This window comes from Methylobacterium sp. E-016, assembly GCF_022829745.1.
Taxonomy (GTDB): domain Bacteria; phylum Pseudomonadota; class Alphaproteobacteria; order Rhizobiales; family Beijerinckiaceae; genus Methylobacterium.
Genome location: NZ_JAKSYF010000042.1, coordinates 26,269 through 41,802 on the forward strand (window position 1 = coordinate 26,269; position 15,534 = coordinate 41,802).

General features: G+C 70.0%; 14 protein-coding genes. 1 reads left to right on the forward strand and 13 read right to left on the reverse strand.

The window, feature by feature from the left end; all coding sequences use genetic code 11:
• Window positions 1–250: 250 nt before the first annotated feature.
• Window positions 251–2,713: a glycogen/starch/alpha-glucan phosphorylase gene (locus tag MKK68_RS03340; RefSeq protein ID WP_244028701.1), complete on the forward strand. Its 2,463-nt coding sequence runs from the start codon at window positions 251–253 to the stop codon at window positions 2,711–2,713.
• Window positions 2,714–2,863: 150 nt separating this feature from the next.
• Here the strand turns inward: MKK68_RS03340 and MKK68_RS03345 are convergent, their stop codons facing one another.
• The 13 genes from MKK68_RS03345 to MKK68_RS03405 form a co-directional block, all read right to left on the reverse strand.
• Window positions 2,864–3,793, reverse strand: coding sequence for a ferredoxin--NAD(+) reductase (locus MKK68_RS03345; RefSeq protein WP_244028703.1), 930 nt, complete (start codon window positions 3,791–3,793; stop codon window positions 2,864–2,866).
• 34 nt (window positions 3,794–3,827) lie between these two features.
• Window positions 3,828–4,259 carry a hypothetical protein gene (locus tag MKK68_RS03350; RefSeq protein WP_244028704.1) on the reverse strand — a complete coding sequence of 144 codons (432 nt, stop codon included), beginning with the start codon at window positions 4,257–4,259 and terminating at the stop codon, window positions 3,828–3,830.
• Window positions 4,260–4,519: 260 nt separating this feature from the next.
• A complete protein-coding gene (locus MKK68_RS03355; RefSeq protein ID WP_187274633.1) occupies window positions 4,520–4,951 on the reverse strand; it encodes a DUF805 domain-containing protein in 432 nt (143 codons plus the stop codon).
• A gap of 167 nt (window positions 4,952–5,118) precedes the next feature.
• Window positions 5,119–7,989 carry an EAL domain-containing protein gene (locus MKK68_RS03360; protein ID WP_244028706.1) on the reverse strand — a complete coding sequence of 957 codons (2,871 nt, stop codon included), beginning with the start codon at window positions 7,987–7,989 and terminating at the stop codon, window positions 5,119–5,121.
• A 211-nt stretch (window positions 7,990–8,200) separates the two neighbouring features.
• Window positions 8,201–9,496 (reverse strand): M16 family metallopeptidase, encoded by a 1,296-nt coding sequence (locus MKK68_RS03365; protein WP_244028708.1) that lies wholly within the window; start codon window positions 9,494–9,496, stop codon window positions 8,201–8,203.
• Window positions 9,493–10,905 (reverse strand): threonine synthase, encoded by a 1,413-nt coding sequence (gene thrC, locus MKK68_RS03370; protein ID WP_244028710.1) that lies wholly within the window; start codon window positions 10,903–10,905, stop codon window positions 9,493–9,495. Before thrC ends, MKK68_RS03365 begins: the two co-directional genes overlap by 4 nt.
• Before the next feature lie 69 nt (window positions 10,906–10,974).
• Window positions 10,975–11,388, reverse strand: a complete 414-nt coding sequence (locus tag MKK68_RS03375; protein WP_243945788.1) for a DUF4864 domain-containing protein — start codon at window positions 11,386–11,388, stop codon at window positions 10,975–10,977.
• Window positions 11,389–11,451: 63 nt separating this feature from the next.
• A complete protein-coding gene (locus MKK68_RS03380) occupies window positions 11,452–12,144 on the reverse strand; it encodes an SURF1 family protein (RefSeq protein WP_244028739.1) in 693 nt (230 codons plus the stop codon).
• 74 nt (window positions 12,145–12,218) lie between these two features.
• Window positions 12,219–12,590, reverse strand: coding sequence for a DUF983 domain-containing protein (locus tag MKK68_RS03385; protein ID WP_243935313.1), 372 nt, complete (start codon window positions 12,588–12,590; stop codon window positions 12,219–12,221).
• 153 nt (window positions 12,591–12,743) lie between these two features.
• The gene (locus tag MKK68_RS03390) at window positions 12,744–13,601 is read right to left on the reverse strand and encodes a cytochrome c oxidase subunit 3 (protein ID WP_147725199.1); all 858 of its coding nucleotides are present in this window, start codon (window positions 13,599–13,601) and stop codon (window positions 12,744–12,746) included.
• A gap of 166 nt (window positions 13,602–13,767) precedes the next feature.
• Window positions 13,768–14,370, reverse strand: a complete 603-nt coding sequence (locus tag MKK68_RS03395; protein WP_244028711.1) for a cytochrome c oxidase assembly protein — start codon at window positions 14,368–14,370, stop codon at window positions 13,768–13,770.
• Complete coding sequence (locus MKK68_RS03400; RefSeq protein WP_147725195.1) at window positions 14,370–14,549, reverse strand: hypothetical protein; 180 nt, start codon at window positions 14,547–14,549, stop codon at window positions 14,370–14,372. Before MKK68_RS03400 ends, MKK68_RS03395 begins: the two co-directional genes overlap by 1 nt.
• Complete coding sequence (locus MKK68_RS03405) at window positions 14,549–15,493, reverse strand: heme o synthase (protein WP_243935525.1); 945 nt, start codon at window positions 15,491–15,493, stop codon at window positions 14,549–14,551. Before MKK68_RS03405 ends, MKK68_RS03400 begins: the two co-directional genes overlap by 1 nt.
• Window positions 15,494–15,534: the final 41 nt, after the last annotated feature.

Here is a 15,534-nt window from a genome sequence, read left to right on the forward strand (position 1 = left end):
ACACAAAGGCGAATCAGATCGCCGCCATCGACGGGATCGAGCCCCAGCGACGCCTCGACAAGACCGGTGAGCGACCGCAGGATCGTCGATCCGGGACAGGGGTCGATCGCCGCCGACGAACGCAAGCGGCGCTCCCGAGACGCGAAGACGCGCCGGGGCCGACGATGGGGGATTGCACGTGCTGAAAGACGCTATCTTGGCACCCGTACCCGGCGACGAGCGATCCGACGCGCCGGATCGGACGAGCACCGTGCCGTTCCGTGAACCGCAGGTGTGGGACAAGCCGGCGCAGCCCGCCTCGGGCGATGCCGTCGCCGACCTCCGCGAAGCGATCCGCGCCAAGCTCGCCTACGCGATCGGCAAGTCTCCCGAGACGGCGCGGGAGCGCGACTGGTTCGCGGCCACCGCCCTCGCGCTGCGCGACCGGATCGTCGACGCCTGCCAGGCCGCAGACCCGTCGGTACCGAACAAGCGGGTCTACTATCTCTCCCTCGAATTCCTGATCGGCCGGCTCCTGTCGGACGCGATGAACAATCTCGGCCTGGTCGAGACCACGCGTGCCGCCCTGCAGAGCCTGGGCGTCGACCTCGGCACCGTCAAGGGCGCCGAGCCCGACGCGGCTCTGGGCAATGGCGGCCTCGGCCGCCTCGCCGCCTGCTTCATGGAGAGCATGGCGAGCATCGGCATCCCGGCGATCGGCTACGGCATCCGCTACGACCACGGCCTGTTCCGCCAGACCTTCGAGGACGGCTGGCAGCGCGAGGCGCCCGAGACCTGGCTCGCGGAGGGCAACCCCTGGGAGTTCGTGCGTCCGGACGCGACCTACGCGATCGGCTTCGGCGGCCACGTCACCATGGCGGCGGTCTCGGACGGCGTGATCCGCCGGCACTGGCATCCGGCCGAGACGGTGCTCGCGGTGGCGCACGACGTGCCCGTGGTCGGCTGGCGGGGAAAGACCGTGAACACGCTCCGCCTGTGGAAGGCCGAAAGCGAGGCGCCGGTCGATCTGGCGCAGTTCAACGGCGGCGACCATGTCGGCGCGGTCTCCAACCGGATGCGCGCCGAGGCGATCTCGCGGGTGCTGTACCCGAGCGACTCGTCGACCGCCGGCCAGGAGCTGCGCCTGCGCCAGGAATACTTCTTCACGTCAGCCTCGCTGCAGGACCTCGTCCGGCGGCACGTGGCCGAGCGCGGCGACGTCCGCTCGCTGCACGACCACGCCGCGATCCAGCTCAACGACACGCATCCGGCCATCGCCGTGCCCGAGCTGATGCGCATCCTGCTGGAGGATCACGGGCTGCAGTGGGACGATGCCTGGCACGTCACGACCAACACGCTGAACTACACCAACCACACCCTGCTGCCGGAGGCGCTCGAGACCTGGCCGGTGGAGCTGATGGAGCGGCTGCTGCCGCGCCACATGCAGATCATCTACCTGATCAACTGGATGCACCTTGAGGAGCAGGGCCGCCACGGCCGCCACGACGCCGCCCACCTCGCCTCGGTCTCGCTGATCGACGAATCGCAGGGGCGCCGGGTGCGGATGGGGCACCTGGCCTTCCACGGCGCGCGCCGGGTGAACGGCGTCTCGGCGCTCCACACCGATCTGATGCGCTCGACGGTGTTCCGCGACCTGCACGCGCTCGACGGCGACAAGATCGTCAACAAGACCAACGGCATCACCTTCCGCCGCTGGCTGCACAACGCCAATCCCGGCCTGACCCGCCTCGCGGTGGAAGCGGTCGGGCCCGGCGTCCTCGACGATCCCGGCCTGCTGCGCGGGCTCGACGCCTTCGCCGAGGATCCGGCCTTCGTGAAGCGCTACGCGGCGGCCCGCTTCAGCCGCAAGCAGGCGCTGGCCGGGATCATCGCCGAGCGCACCGGGATCGACATCGACCCCTCGGCGCTGTTCGACGTGCAGATCAAGCGCATCCACGAATACAAGCGCCAGCTTCTCAACGTCATCGAGACGGTGGCGCTCTACCAGGCGATCAAGGCCGAGCCCCACAAGGACTGGACGCCCCGCGTCAAGATCTTCGGCGGCAAGGCGGCGCCGAGCTACAGCCAGGCCAAGCTGATCATCAAGCTGGCGCTGGACGTGGCCAAGGCCGTCAACGACGACCCCGAGGTCGCCGACCGCCTGAAGGTGGTGTTCCTGCCGAACTACTCGGTGAGCCTCGCCGAGGCGATCATCCCGGCCGCCGACCTCTCCGAGCAGATCTCGACCGCGGGCATGGAGGCGTCGGGCACCGGCAACATGAAGCTCGCGCTCAACGGCGCGCTCACCGTCGGCACGCTCGACGGCGCCAACATCGAGATCCGCGACCATGTCGGTGCGGACAACATCTTCATCTTCGGGCTCGACGCCGCCGGCGTTCAGGCCCGCATCGCCGAGACCAACTACGCGCGCGACGCGATCCAGGCCTCGCCGCGCCTGGCCGCCGCCCTCGACATGATCGCCTCGGGCCGGTTCTCGCCGGACGAGCCGAACCGCTTCCGGCCGCTGACCGACGACCTGCGCCACCGCGACCAGTACCTGCTCACCGTCGACTTCGACGATTACTGGCGGGTCCAGCGCGAGATCGACGCCGCCTGGAAGGACCAGGCCGGCTGGTGGGCCAAGGCGATCCGCAACACGGCGCGGATGGCCTGGTTCTCGTCGGACCGGTCGATGCGGGAATACGCGCAGGAGATCTGGCGGGTGCAGGTCTAGGGGGACGCCTCTCGCCGCGGTTTTTCCCTCCCCCCGCTAAAGGGGGGAGGGAAGGGCGGGCCCCTTCAAGAGAATCGCTGCACAGGCCAGCCGCTCAGGCTCAGGGTGGCTCGTGTCGCAAAGCGAGAACGAGGCGGGCGTCTGGGCGATCTACGCGTCGACCAGGACCGGATAGCATCGTGCGCCGACGGCAGCCGCGAGAACCTGCACCGCGCCGACCGTCGAGCTGTCGCCGGCCACGTGCACCACGTCCGTGGCGCGCAAAGCCGGCAGGTGGGCGGTGAGCGGTCCGGGCCGCACGTCCGGCGGCCGCTGGCGGCTGCGGTTGGCGCTGAGCACGATGCGCCCGACGCCCGTGGCCCGCAGCCATTCCAGGCTCTCGCGCATGTAGAGATCCAGCGGATCGCGCGCGCCGACGACGACGCAGAGGTCGCGGGTCGGCTCGATGTAGCGGGCGGCGCGGGCGATCGACCAGATCTGCCCGAAGCCGCAGCCGGCCGAGACCAGCACGAGGCGCCCGCCGCCGGGGCGGTACTGCGCCCGTCCGACCGGGCCGCGAATCTTCACCTCGGAATGCAGCGGCAGCGAATCGGCGAGCGACCAGCCGTCCTCGTCCCGTGCGAGGTGGAACACCAGCTCGTTGAGTTCCGCCGAGCCGTCGACGCGCAGCGTCGGGCACAGGGTGCGCAGGCCGACGCCGTCGAGTGCGAGCGCGACCTGGGCGCCGGGTCCGAGCGGCAGGTCCTTGCTCACCGTGACGACGAGCTCGATCACATGCGCGGTGAGCGCGCGGACCTCGGTGACGGTGCCTGTGCGCATCGCGACCGCCGGGGCCGGCTCCTCCGCATGCGCGTGGATCGACGGGCCGGCCGGAAGCGCCAGCTTGATCGGGTCGACCCGCTCGCGGCGGCCCGGGACGCGGCGCGCCCCGGGAGTCGCTCCCTGTCCCGGAACGGCGGCGCCGTGGGTCGCCTGGGCGGGCGCGATCATGCCGTCGGCGACCGCCGCATCGAGCGGGGTGTCGCCGGTGGCGATGCGGACGGACTTGCCGTTGACGACGAGCGAGCAGCGCGCGCTCATGGTCGTCTCCCGAATGTCATGAGGATGGCGGCGATCAGCGCGGGGACATCAGCAGGCGATCGACCATGCCGGCCCAGCGCTCGCGGGTGGCACGCGCCTCCGCGCCGATCGGCTCCGGCTCAACGTGCAGCGCCATGCGGGCGCGCAGGGAAGCCGCCTCGGCCCGCTCGGCCATCAGGATGGCCTTCATCACCGCCATCTCGGCCTGAAGTCGCGCGACGACGTCCTCCTCGGGCTCGCCTTCGAAGGTCTCGTCCTGGAATTCGAGGTCTTCGAGGGCCGCCATCTCGTGCTCCGAGGTGGCGAACGCGGCCTCGAGCTGGGCGTCGGCCGGCTCATAAGCCGGCATGGCGTACGCGGTCGGCGCGGCGCTGCGCGGCGCGTCGAGGCGGATCGGGCGCGCGATCAGCCGGCGTACCACATCGGAGCCGCTCGTCTCGCGAAACCGCCTTGCCGCTTCGGCCATCACCGTTCTCCAGCACGCGGCAGGGGCGTCGTGCGCCCTGCCATTTCTCCACACAACCTTCCGTCGGCATGGTTAAGGGAGGCTTAAATCGCGGTTGTCACGCGCCGATTCCTCCGGTCGGCGACGGGCGAGCATGGCGCCCGTCCGCCTTCTGAAAATTCGGCTGCGCACCCGGCGCCGACCGAAATGGGTGCGCATCGTCGCGCGGAAACGCTGCGACGTCACCGATTCGGGATCGTCGCAGCGTCGATCGAGCGGCGTCAGATCGCCGGAGACAGGCCCGCGGACGTCGCGAGGCCGCGGCCGCGCGGGTCGGGGCCGAACGTGTTCGGGCCGACCGTGCCCCGCAGGAACCCGGTCTCGATAAAGTACCAGAGGTTGCCGAGCGGAATGAGCGAGAGCAGCACCCAGACGCCGGGCTTGTCGCGGTCGTGGTAGCGCTTGATCCCGAGGCAGACCGACGACCAGACGATGAAGACCGTGGTGAGGAGATTCAGGATTACGAACGGGATCGCTGCCGGCCCATCGACCTTGAAGCCTTCCCCTGCGGCGGCCTCGTTCGGGATCATCTGGGCCAGCACGTAGTTCAGCGCGGACGCGACGATGATGGCGCCGAACACCGAGCCGAGGATGCCCTTCCAGAAGGTCGCGCGCCCGATCCGGCCTTCGGCGGAGAAGAGAAGTTTTTTCATGATGTCGACAGCCCCATCGGCCCTCCGTCCGCGCATGGTTCTGCGGGATCGGCCGGCGATCGAGCGTTAGGGCGCCGAAAGCTTGGCTTCAACGCGAAGGGCGACCGCGGGACGGGGGTGCAAGAGTTCGGGACGCCGGAGCAATCGACCTGGGGATGAAACCGCGATCAGGCGGCTTCCGGTGCCGCCCCCACGAGCTGGCGGGCCTGCAGCATCGTCATCGGCTCGCCGAAGGCGTAGCCCTGCGCGTAGTCGCAGCCGAGCTCGGCCAAGGCCTGGGCGTCGGCCTCGGACTCCGCACCCTCGGCAACGATGGCGAGGTTGAGCTCGTTGGCCATCCGCACGATCGAGCGCAGGATCGCCGTCTTGCCCGAGGCCATCTGGCGGACGAAGGACTGGTCGATCTTGATCGTGTCGAAGGGGAAGCGCTGCAGGTAGGACAGCGCCGAGTAGCCGGTGCCGAAATCGTCGAGCGAGAGCCCGGCGCCGAGATCGTGGATGCGGGTCAGCATCTGCGCGGCGTATTCGGGGTTCTCCATCACCAGGCTCTCGGTGAGCTCGAGCTTGAGCGAGCCCGGGATCACGCCGGAGCGGGCGAGCACCGTCTTCACGTCGTGCAGCAGGTCGTGCCGCAGCAGCTGGCGCGACGAGACGTTGACCGAGGCGAAGATCGGCGGGTCGACCTCGAGCGAGCGCTGCCACGCGGCGAGCTCCAGCGCGGTCCGTTCGAGGGCGAAGATCCCGAGGTTGACGACGAACCCGCTCTCCTCCGCGACCGGCATGAAGGTGGCCGGCGGGATGCGCCCGAGCTTGGGGTGATCCCAGCGCAGGATCGCCTCGAAGCCGGCCACCGTGCGGTCCTCCAGGCGGACGACCGGCTGGAACAGCACCTTCATCTCGTTGCGCTCGAGCGAGCGGCGGAGGTCGCTCTCCAGCATCAGCCGGTCCGAGCGCTCGGCGCGCATGTCGGCGCGGAACACCTCGATGCGGTCGCCGCCGCCGCGCTTGGCCTGGACCATCGCGGTCTCGGCGTTCTTGAACACCTCGTCGCGCTTGAGGCTGGCGCCGGTCTCGTGCAGCGCGAGGCCGATCGAGACGGTGAGGAAGATCTCGCGGTCGGCATAGGTGATCGGCGTCGCGATGGCGCGGCGGATCATCTCCGCGAAAGCCAGGATGCGGTCCGAATCGCGTTCCGACAGCAGGATGACCGCGAACTCGTCGCCGGCCACCCGCGCCAGCGTGTCCTGCGGCCGCAGCAGGCGGCCGAGGCGGCGCGACAGGGTGAGCAGGATCGAGTCGCCGGCCGAGAGGCCGATCGCGTCGTTGATGCCCTTGAACCGGTCGATGTCGAGGACGATCACCGTCGGCTTCAGCCGCGGGTCCTGGCTCGCGAAGGCGATCGCGGCATCGAGACGGTCGCCGAACAGCTCGCGGTTCGGCAGGCCGGTGAGGCTGTCGTGCACGGCGTCGTGCAGGAGGCGCTCCTCGGCGGTCTTGATCTCGGTGACGTCGGCGATGGTGCCGACGATGCGGATCACCTCGCCGTCGTTGCCGATCACCGGGCGGGCCTTGAGGCGGTACCAGTAATAGGCCCCGCCCGAGGTGCGCAGGCGGAAATCGTGGACGATGCGGCCGCGCCGCTCCTCGATCATGGTGTCGAGGGTGGCCGAGTAGCGCTCGATGTCGAACGGGTGCAGCAGCCCGAGCCAGTTCGCGGCCGGCCCCTCCAATGCGCCGCGCTTGAGGCCGAGCTGGACCTCGATCTCCTGGCCGGCGAAGACCCGGTCGCCCGGCACGTCCCAGTCGAACACCACGTCGCCGGCGCCGGTGAGCGCCAGCGCCCGCCGCTCGGTGTCGGAGACGAGGGCGTGGGTGAGGCCGCCGCCGGCGAAGGCGTGCTGCATCACCGTGAAGCCGATCAGCATGACGATCAGCACGAGGCCGCCGATCAGCGCCGGTTGGGTCAGCTCGCTGCCGATCTGGCCGGTCACCGCGAAGCCGGCGGCCGTGACCCAGACGACGAGCAGCGTCCAGGTCGGCACGAGCAGGATGGCGCGGTCGTAGCCGTTATGGGCGGCAAGGTAGGCGATCAGCAGCAGCCCGACCCCGGCGACCGCGGCGATCGAGATGCGCGCGACGCCCGCCGCCACCGGCGGATCGAACAGGGCGAGGCCGACGAGCCCTGCCAGGAAGGTCAGCCAGAAGAACGCGACGTGGCTGTAGCGCACGTGCCAGCGCGAGAGGTTGAGGTAGGCGAACAGGAACACCAGCAGCGTCGCGGCCAGCACCGCCTCCGCCGAGGCGCGGTAGACCCGCTCCGCCAACTCGGTGACCGGGAAGACCCGCTGCAGGAACCCGAAATCGATGCAGGCATAGGCCAGGACCGACCAGGCGAGCGCGGCCGCCGCGGGGAAGATGATCGCGCCCTTGACCACGAAGACGATGGTGAGGAACAGCGCCAGAAGGCCGCTGATGCCGATGATGATGCCCTTGTAGAGCGTCAGGCCGGCGGCCTTCTTGCGGTAGGCGTCCTGGTCCCAGAGGTGCACCTGCGGGATGTTCGGGCCGCGCAGCTCGGCGACGTAGGTGATCGTCGTGCCGGGATCGAGGGTGATGACGAACTCGTCGGCTTCCGGGTTCTCGTTGCGCTCGGGCCGGATGCCCTGGCTCGCGGTGATCGCCGCGATGCGCGAGCCGCCGAGATCGGGCCAGACCACGCCGGAATCGACCAGCCGGAAATGCGGCGCGACGAGGATGCGCTCGATCTGCTCGTCGGTGTCGTTGGTGAGCGCGAACACCATCCAGTCGGGCCGCGCGCCGGCATCGCGCGCCTTCACGACGATGCGGCGGACGATGCCGTCCTTGCCCGGTGCCGTCGAGATCTGGATCAGGTCGCCGTCCGAGCGGTAGCGCTCGATCGCCGTCGTCAGGTCGATCACCGGCGCGTCGAGGGTGACCCGCACCGCCTCCACGGCCAGAGCGGAACCGCTGAGCAGAAGGCCGCAGAAGAGTGCGAGATAAAGGGCGAGGATGCGCAACGGGCGAGTGTTCCAGCCGGGTACGGCGGCGAGTACGGCTCAGGTTCCGCGCAGTGGTAGAGGCGGGATTAACCTGGAGCAAGGCGGCAGAGGCCCGGCGGCCGGCGTCACCCACCGCTGGCATACGCGATCGTCCGGGCCGGGGATCGCCCGCTTTTGCGGCCAAAACAAGTTTTCGGTCGCAGCGCGGGCGTGTCGTCCCCGGTCTCGCTCAGGCGGCGCGCAGCACCGCCGTGATCCGGTCGAGGGACGGGAGCTTCTTGATCGGGCCGATGGCGGCGAGCGTCGGCGCCCCGGCGAGGACCGCGAGGCCGGCCGCGCGCACGTGGTCCACCGTGACGGCGTCGACCTTGGCGATCACCTCCTCGGCCGGGATCACGCGGCCCCAGGCGAGGATCTGGCGCGCGTTGCGCTCGATCCGGCCGCCGGGCGTCTCCAGCGCGGAGAGCAGCGAGACCTTCAGCTGGGCCTTGGCGCGGGCGATCTCGACGGTGTCGAGGTCGCGTGCCGCGCGCGCGGTCGCCGACAGCGTCACCTCGACAAGCTCAGGCAGGTCCGCGCCGGAGGTCGCCGCGCCGATGCCGAACAGCCCGCAATCGGAGAACGGCCAGTGAAACGCCTGGATCTCGTAGGCGAGGCCACGGGTCTCGCGCACCTCCTGCCAGAGCCGCGAGGTCAGCCCGCCGCCGAGCACCTGCGAGAACATGTGCAGCGCGTAGTAGGCGTCGTCGCGGAACGACAGGCCGGGCAGGCCGATCACCACGTTGGCCTGCTCGAGCTTCTTCGGCATGCGGCGCTCGCCGCCGGCATAGGTCCCGGGGATCGCCTCGGGCGCGCTCGACCTCGGCATGGCGCCGAAATGGCGCTCGGCCGACGCGACGAAGGCCTCGTGCTCGACGGCGCCGGCGGCGGCGACCACGAAGCGGTCGGGGGTGTATTCGCGGGCGAGGTAGGCGCGGATGCCGGCCTCGTAGAAGCTCCGGATGGTCTCCGGCCGGCCGATGATCGGGCGCCCGATCGGCTGCCCGGGGAAGGCGGCCTCGGTGAAGGCGTCGTAGACCACGTCGTCCGGCGTGTCCTCGATCCCGGCATGTTCCTGCAGGATCACGCCCTTCTCGCGGGCGAGCTCGCCCGCGTCGAACACGGAATCGGTCAGGATGTCGCCGAGCACGTCGAGCGCGGTGCCGACATCCTCGCCGAGCACCCGCGCGGTGTAGCTCGTGCCCTCGGCCGAGGTCGCGGCGTTGATCTCGCCGCCGAGGTTCTCGATGTCCTCGGCGATGGCCCGGGCCGAGCGCGTGCGCGTGCCCTTGAACGCCATGTGCTCGATGAGGTGGCTCAGGCCGTTCTCGTCCGGGCGCTCGTGGCGCGATCCCGCCCCGACCCAAACGCCGAGCGTCGCGGTGGCCACGCCCGGCATCGCTTCGGTCGCTACGGTGACGCCGTTGTCGAGGGCGGTGATGCGCAGGCCCGGGGAGGCGGCGTGGGTGGCGAAGTGCTGGTTCATGCGCCCCTCGTGATGCGCGCGCGGTCGCGGATCAGGGCCTCGACCGCGGCCTGGTCGTTGCCGACCCGCGTCATGCGCTCGGGCCGGTCCATCAGGTCGGCGAGATGCGGGGGGAGGGCGGGGCGAAGGCCGCCGGTGGCGCGGCTCACCGCGTCGGGGAACTTGGCGGCGTGCGCGGTCGCCAGCGCCACCACCGGGGTCGCCGGGTCCTGCCGCAGCAGGCGGCGGGCGGCCCGCACGCCGATGGCGCTGTGGGGATCGAGCACGTGCCCGGTGGCGGCGTGGGTCTGGGCGATCTCGTCCATCACGTCGGGCTCCGACACGGCGGTGGCGTCGAACTCGGCACGCACCTTGGCGAGCACTCCCTCGTCGAGGCTGAAGCCGCCGGACTGCTTGAGCCCGGACATGAGGCGGCCGAGCGAGGCGGCGTCGCGATCGAGCGCCTCGAACAGCAGCCGCTCGAAGTTCGACGAGATCTGGATGTCCATCGAGGGCGAGGTCGTGGCCTGGACGCCGCGCAGCTCGTAGACGCCGTGCTCGAGGGTGCGCGCCAGGATGTCGTTGGCGTTGGTGCCGATCATCAGGCGCTCGATCGGCAGCCCCATGCGCTTGGCGACCCAGCCGGCCAGCACGTCGCCGAAGTTGCCGGTCGGCACCGCGAACGACACCTTGCGGTGCGGCGCGCCGAGCGCGACCGCGCTGGTGAAGTAGTACACGGCCTGCGCCGCGACGCGGGCCCAGTTGATCGAGTTGACGCCCGAGAGCTTCACCGCGTCGGCGAAGTCGGCGTGCTGGAACATGGCCTTCACCATGTTCTGGCAGTCGTCGAAGTTGCCGTCGACCGCGAGCGCGTGGACGTTCGGCGCGTCGACCGAGGTCATCTGCCGGCGCTGCACCTCCGAGACGCGGCCGTGCGGGAACAGAATGAAGATGTCGACCTGGTCGAGCCCGCCGAAGGCCTCGACCGCGGCGCTGCCGGTGTCGCCCGAGGTCGCGCCGACGATGGTGGCGCGGCTGCCGCGGGCGCGGAGCACGTGGTCCATCAGCCGCCCGAGCAGCTGCATCGCCACGTCCTTGAACGCCAGCGTCGGGCCGTGGAAGAGCTCGAGCAGGAACAGGTTGTCGTCGAGCTGGGTCAGCGGGCAGATCGCCGGGTGGCGGAAGGTGGCGTAGGCCTCCTCGATCATCCGGTCGAGGTCGGCATCCGCGATCTCGCCGTCGATCAGGGGGCGCAGCACCAGCTTGGCGGCGTCGGCGTAGCGCTTGCCGGCCAGACCCGCGATCTCGCTCGCGGACAAGGTCGGCCACGCCTCCGGCACGTAGAGGCCGCCGTCGCGGGCGAGCCCGGCGAGCAGGGCATCGGAGAACGAGAGCGGCGCGGCGGATCCGCGGGTCGAGACGTGCAGCACGGGGGCCTCCGGGGAAGGCGCCCCCTCTACACGATGCGGTCGGGCGTGTCGAAGACCGCCGAGGCGGGTTCAGGCGTTCGTGCCCTCGGCCTTGACCAGCCGGCAGCCGCTGATGCGCCACGCTCCGTCGGCGCCGCGCTCGAGGCTGTAGACGGCGGTCCAGTCGACGCCGTCCTCGTCCTGGATCGCCACGTCCTGCGAGAGCGCCCCATCGCCGAGGTCCTGCATCTGCCCGAACACGAAGGTGCGGTGCCGATAGACCGGCCGGTAGTTGTTGCGCACCATGCCAAGGAACACGTCGGCGGTCGGAAACATGCCCTGGATCGCCGGGGCGGCCTGGGCGTAGGCGGTGGCGGCGTCGTCGCGCACCAGCGCCTCGGCCTGCCGGGTGATCGCCGCGCGGGCCGCCTCGCGGGCGCCGTCGTCGGCAGCGTGCGCCGACGTCAACGCGAGGGCGAGGAACAGGGCGAGCCAGCTGCGCATCGGATCACTCCGCCATGGGACGCAGCGAGTGTAGCCGGCGTCGCCGCCGCCGCAAGCCCGGCCTCAGGCGCCGGAAGGCGGGTCCGGCTCGTGCAGGCGCTTCCAGGCAAACACGGAAAAGACGCCGAGCAGGCAGGCGGCGATGCCGAACCAGGTGAAGGCGTATTGCAGATGGTTGTTGGGCAGGTCGACCCGGAGCTGCCCGCCGCGCGGCCAGGTCCGGCTGCCGGGCACGGCATCCGCCTCGATCAGGTAGGGGGCGGCCTCCGGGAAGCCGCGCGCCGCGGCGATGCCCGGCACGTCGCGGTTGAACCACTCGTTGCGCACCGGATCGGGCGCCGGCACGAACATCGTCCGTGGCTCGCTGCCGCGCATCAGGCCGACGATCGTGGTGTCGCCCTCGACCAGCCCGTCGCGGCGATCGGCCTGGTTCTTCAGCTCGGTCGGCACGAAGCCGCGGTTGACCAGCACCATCGAGCCGTCGTCGCGCCGGAACGGCGTGATCACATAGTAGCCCTGCAGCGCGCGGCCCGGCGTCTCGCCGGCCGCGAGCCCGTGGACCAGCGTCTCGCGAGCGTTAAGGAAGCGGCCGCCGACGCGCACATGCTCGAACTCGTCGCGCGCCGGGTTCCAGTCGGCGGGCGGCGGCACCGGCTCGGCCTGCGAGCGCAAGACGATGCGGGCGATCAGCGCCTCCTTCTCGCCCTTGCGCTCGAGCTGCCACACCCCGAGGCCGAGGAGGATCGCGAGTGCCATCAGCGTCGCGAGCGCCGGCGGGATCAGGTCGCGGATCGCGCCGGGGCGCGTCCGCGAGGCGGTCTCGGCCGCGGTCACGGCTCGAAGCGTCCCTGCTCGGCCTTGTTGGTGTATTGCAGGGCCAGCAGCATGCCCTTCAGCGGGCGGACCAGGATCAGGCTGAGGCCGATCGAGAGCGATCCGGCCACCAGCGCGTGGACCCACATCGGCGGCTGGTAGGTGATCTCCATCCACAGGGCGAGGCCGACCACGAGGATGCCGACGATCGACATCACGAAGAAGGCCGGCCCGTCGCCCGAATCGAACGCGCCGTAGTCGAGGCCGCAGACCTCGCAGGCGGGGGCGACGGTGAGGAACCCCTTGAACATGTGGCCTTCGCCGCAGCGCGGGCAGCGGCCGCGCAGGCCGGTCGAGATCGGTGCTTGTGGCGTGTAGGTCCGGGCCAAGCTCAGGTTCCTTGCATGACGTGAAGCCCCGCAGCGATGCACCACGTGTCGGCCTCACCGAGGATATGGGTGCCCGGACACGAAAAAGGGCGGCCGGAGCCGCCCTTCGATGCATGTCCCCCCTGCGTCACAGGGGATCCTGCCCGATCGCGCTCAGTGCGCCGCGTGCCCGGCGCCCGAGCCCCAGACGTAGATCGCCGCGAACAGGAACAGCCACACCACGTCGACGAAGTGCCAGTACCAGGCGGCGAACTCGAACCCGAGATGCTGCTTGACCGTGAACTGGCCGAGATAAGCGCGGTACAGGCAGATCCCGAGGAAGATCGTGCCGATGAGGACGTGCGCGCCGTGGAAGCCCGTCGCCATGAAGAAGGTCGACGAGTAGATGCTGCCGGCGAAGCCGAAATGCGCGTGGCCGTACTCGTAGGCCTGGCAGGCGGTGAACAGCACGCCGAGGATCACGGTCAGCCACAGGCCGTACTTCAGGCCCTTGCGGTCGTCGTGGAGCAGGGCGTGGTGGGCCCAGGTCACGGTGGTGCCGGAGGTCAACAGGATCAGGGTGTTGAGCAGCGGCAGGTGCCAGGGGTCGAACGCCTCGATCCCCTTCGGCGGCCAGACGCCGCCGGTAAAGCCGACGCGCGAGGCCTGGATCGGGTCGGCGGTGTAGAGCGCCGCCTCGAAATAGGCCCAGAACCATGCAACGAAGAACATCACCTCGGAGGCGATGAACATCATCATGCCGTAGCGGTGATGAAGCTGCACCACGCGGGTGTGGTCGCCTTGGTTGGCCTCGTGGACCACGTCCTTCCACCACGAGAACATGGTGTAGAGCACGCCGAGCGAGCCGGCGCCGAAGATGTAGGGGCCGGGGGTGAGCGTGCCGATCTGCAGGCTCTTCATCCAGAACACGGCGCCGAAGGCCATCACGAAGCCGGAGAAGGCGCCGATGAGCGGCCAAGGGCTCGGTGCGAGGATGTGGAAGTCGTGATTCTTGGCGTGCGCCTCGGCCATCTTACCCGTCTCTCCTCGACCCCGTCGGTCCTGCGCCGTCGCCGGCTCGCGGTCCGCTTACCCTGAACGCCGAATTCGGGCCGTCCGGCCCGTCCGGTCTACCCGCACCCTTAGCGGAGGCGGGCGCGTGTTGTCACGCTTCGCGCACCGGGAAATCCCGGCGCGGTCAGAAATCCCGCTTGTTTCCGGGCGTGCTCGTGTTGGCGACCGCAGCCGTGACCGGCTCGCCGTTCTTCGAGGCGAAGTAGGTGTAGGACAGCGTCATCTCGGAGAGATGCGCGGTGTTCGTATCCTTGCGCACCTCGGGATCGATATAGAACACCACCGGCACGTCGAGCGTCTCGCCCGGCTGAAGCGTCTGCTCCTTGAAGCAGAAGCACTCGATCTTGACGAAGTAGCTGCCCATCAGCCCGGGCTGCACGTTGAAGGTCGCCACGCCGGTGGACGGCGTCGTGCCGGTGTTCTTGACCTGGAAGAAGACGGTCTTCGTCTCGCCGAGGTGCGCCTCGACCCGGCGCGACTCGGCCTTGAACCGCCACGGCAGCGAGGAAGACACGTTGGTGTCGAAGTGGACGACCATGCTGTCGTCGGTGGCGACGCCGGCGGTGAGCGCCGGGCCCTGGCGCGGCGTGCCGTCGTAGCCGGTCGCCTTGCAGAACGCGTCGTAGAGCGGCACCGACGCGAAGGCGAGGCCGATCATGCCCACGGCCATGCCGCCGCAGGCGAAGGCGGTGCGCAGCATCGTCCTGTCGGTGTTCGGTGTGCTCATCAGAGCGGCCGGTTCAGGATCTGCGGCCCGAGCTTGGCGATCGTCAGGACGAAGAACAGCAGCACCATGGCGCCGAGCGCCAGGGCGATCGCGATCGAGCGCTTGCGCCGGCGCGCCTCCTCCTCGGGGGTGAGGGGGCGCATCTCGATCTTGGGAAAGCCGTGCGGATCGTATTCCATCAGGCGAAGACCGGGCGGAACAGGCCGAGGCTCTGCTCGGCGAGCAGCGCCGAGAACAGAACGAACAGGTAGAGGATCGAGAAGCCGAACATCCCCATGGCGGCCTTCTTCTCGGCCTCGCCCTCGCGGTTGCGATAGACCTGCACGCTGAAGGCCAGCATGCCGAGGCCGCCCAGCACGCCGACCACCGCGTAGAGCAGGCCGGCGAAGCCGAGCCAGACCGGCAAGAGGCCGAGCGGCGCGAGCAGCAGCGTGTAGTAGATGATCTGGCGGCGGGTCGAGGTCGGGCCGGCGGTGTTCGGCATCATCGGGATTCCGGCCTTGGCGTACTCGCCGGCCTTCACCAGCGCGAGCGCCCAGAAGTGCGGCGGCGTCCAGATGAAGATGATCGCGAACAGCACGAGCGACTCGATGCCGACAGAACCGGTCACCACCGCCTGCCCGATCACCGGGGGGAGGGCGCCGGCGGCGCCGCCGATGACGATGTTCTGCGCGGTCGCCCGCTTGAGCCACATCGAGTAGATCACCGCGTAGAACACGATGGTGAAGGCGAGCAGCCCGGCCGAGAGCCAGTTCGCCGCAAGCCCGAGTACCATCACCGAGCCGACCGAGAGCACGAGGCCGAAGGCCAGGGCCTCGTTCGGCTGGATGCGGCCGTCGGGGATCGGGCGCTTGGCGGTGCGCGTCATGATCGCGTCGATGTCGGCGTCCCACCACATGTTGAGGCAGCCCGAGGCGCCGGCGCCGATGGCGATCATTAGCAGCGAGATCACCGCGACGGCCGGCGGCACGTGACCGTGCGACACCACCATGCCGACGAGGGCGGTGAAGATCACCAGCACCATCACCCGCGGCTTCAGCAGGGCGAAGTAGTCGGGCACGTCTCCGCCGACGACCGAGACCGGCGTCGCGCCGGCGGGCAGGCTGTTCGACAGGGTGGTCATGGACACCGTAACCATTCTGCTTTTCGCGCTCGGGCCCGCGC

Bases quoted from the DNA above. Each gene is read 5' to 3' on its own strand.
- MKK68_RS03350 (WP_244028704.1), bottom strand. From the start codon at position 4,259: ATGGCCGAAGCGGCAAGGCGGTTTCGCGAGACGAGCGGCTCCGATGTG.
- MKK68_RS03395 (WP_244028711.1), bottom strand. From the start codon at position 14,370: ATGAGCACACCGAACACCGACAGGACGATGCTGCGCACCGCCTTCGCC.
- MKK68_RS03355 (WP_187274633.1), bottom strand. From the start codon at position 4,951: ATGAAAAAACTTCTCTTCTCCGCCGAAGGCCGGATCGGGCGCGCGACC.
- MKK68_RS03405 (WP_243935525.1), bottom strand. From the start codon at position 15,493: ATGACCACCCTGTCGAACAGCCTGCCCGCCGGCGCGACGCCGGTCTCG.
- MKK68_RS03380 (WP_244028739.1), bottom strand. From the start codon at position 12,144: ATGGCACTCGCGATCCTCCTCGGCCTCGGGGTGTGGCAGCTCGAGCGC.
- MKK68_RS03375 (WP_243945788.1), bottom strand. From the start codon at position 11,388: ATGCGCAGCTGGCTCGCCCTGTTCCTCGCCCTCGCGTTGACGTCGGCG.
- MKK68_RS03345 (WP_244028703.1), bottom strand. From the start codon at position 3,793: ATGAGCGCGCGCTGCTCGCTCGTCGTCAACGGCAAGTCCGTCCGCATC.
- MKK68_RS03365 (WP_244028708.1), bottom strand. From the start codon at position 9,496: ATGAACCAGCACTTCGCCACCCACGCCGCCTCCCCGGGCCTGCGCATC.
- MKK68_RS03400 (WP_147725195.1), bottom strand. From the start codon at position 14,549: ATGGAATACGATCCGCACGGCTTTCCCAAGATCGAGATGCGCCCCCTC.
- MKK68_RS03390 (WP_147725199.1), bottom strand. From the start codon at position 13,601: ATGGCCGAGGCGCACGCCAAGAATCACGACTTCCACATCCTCGCACCG.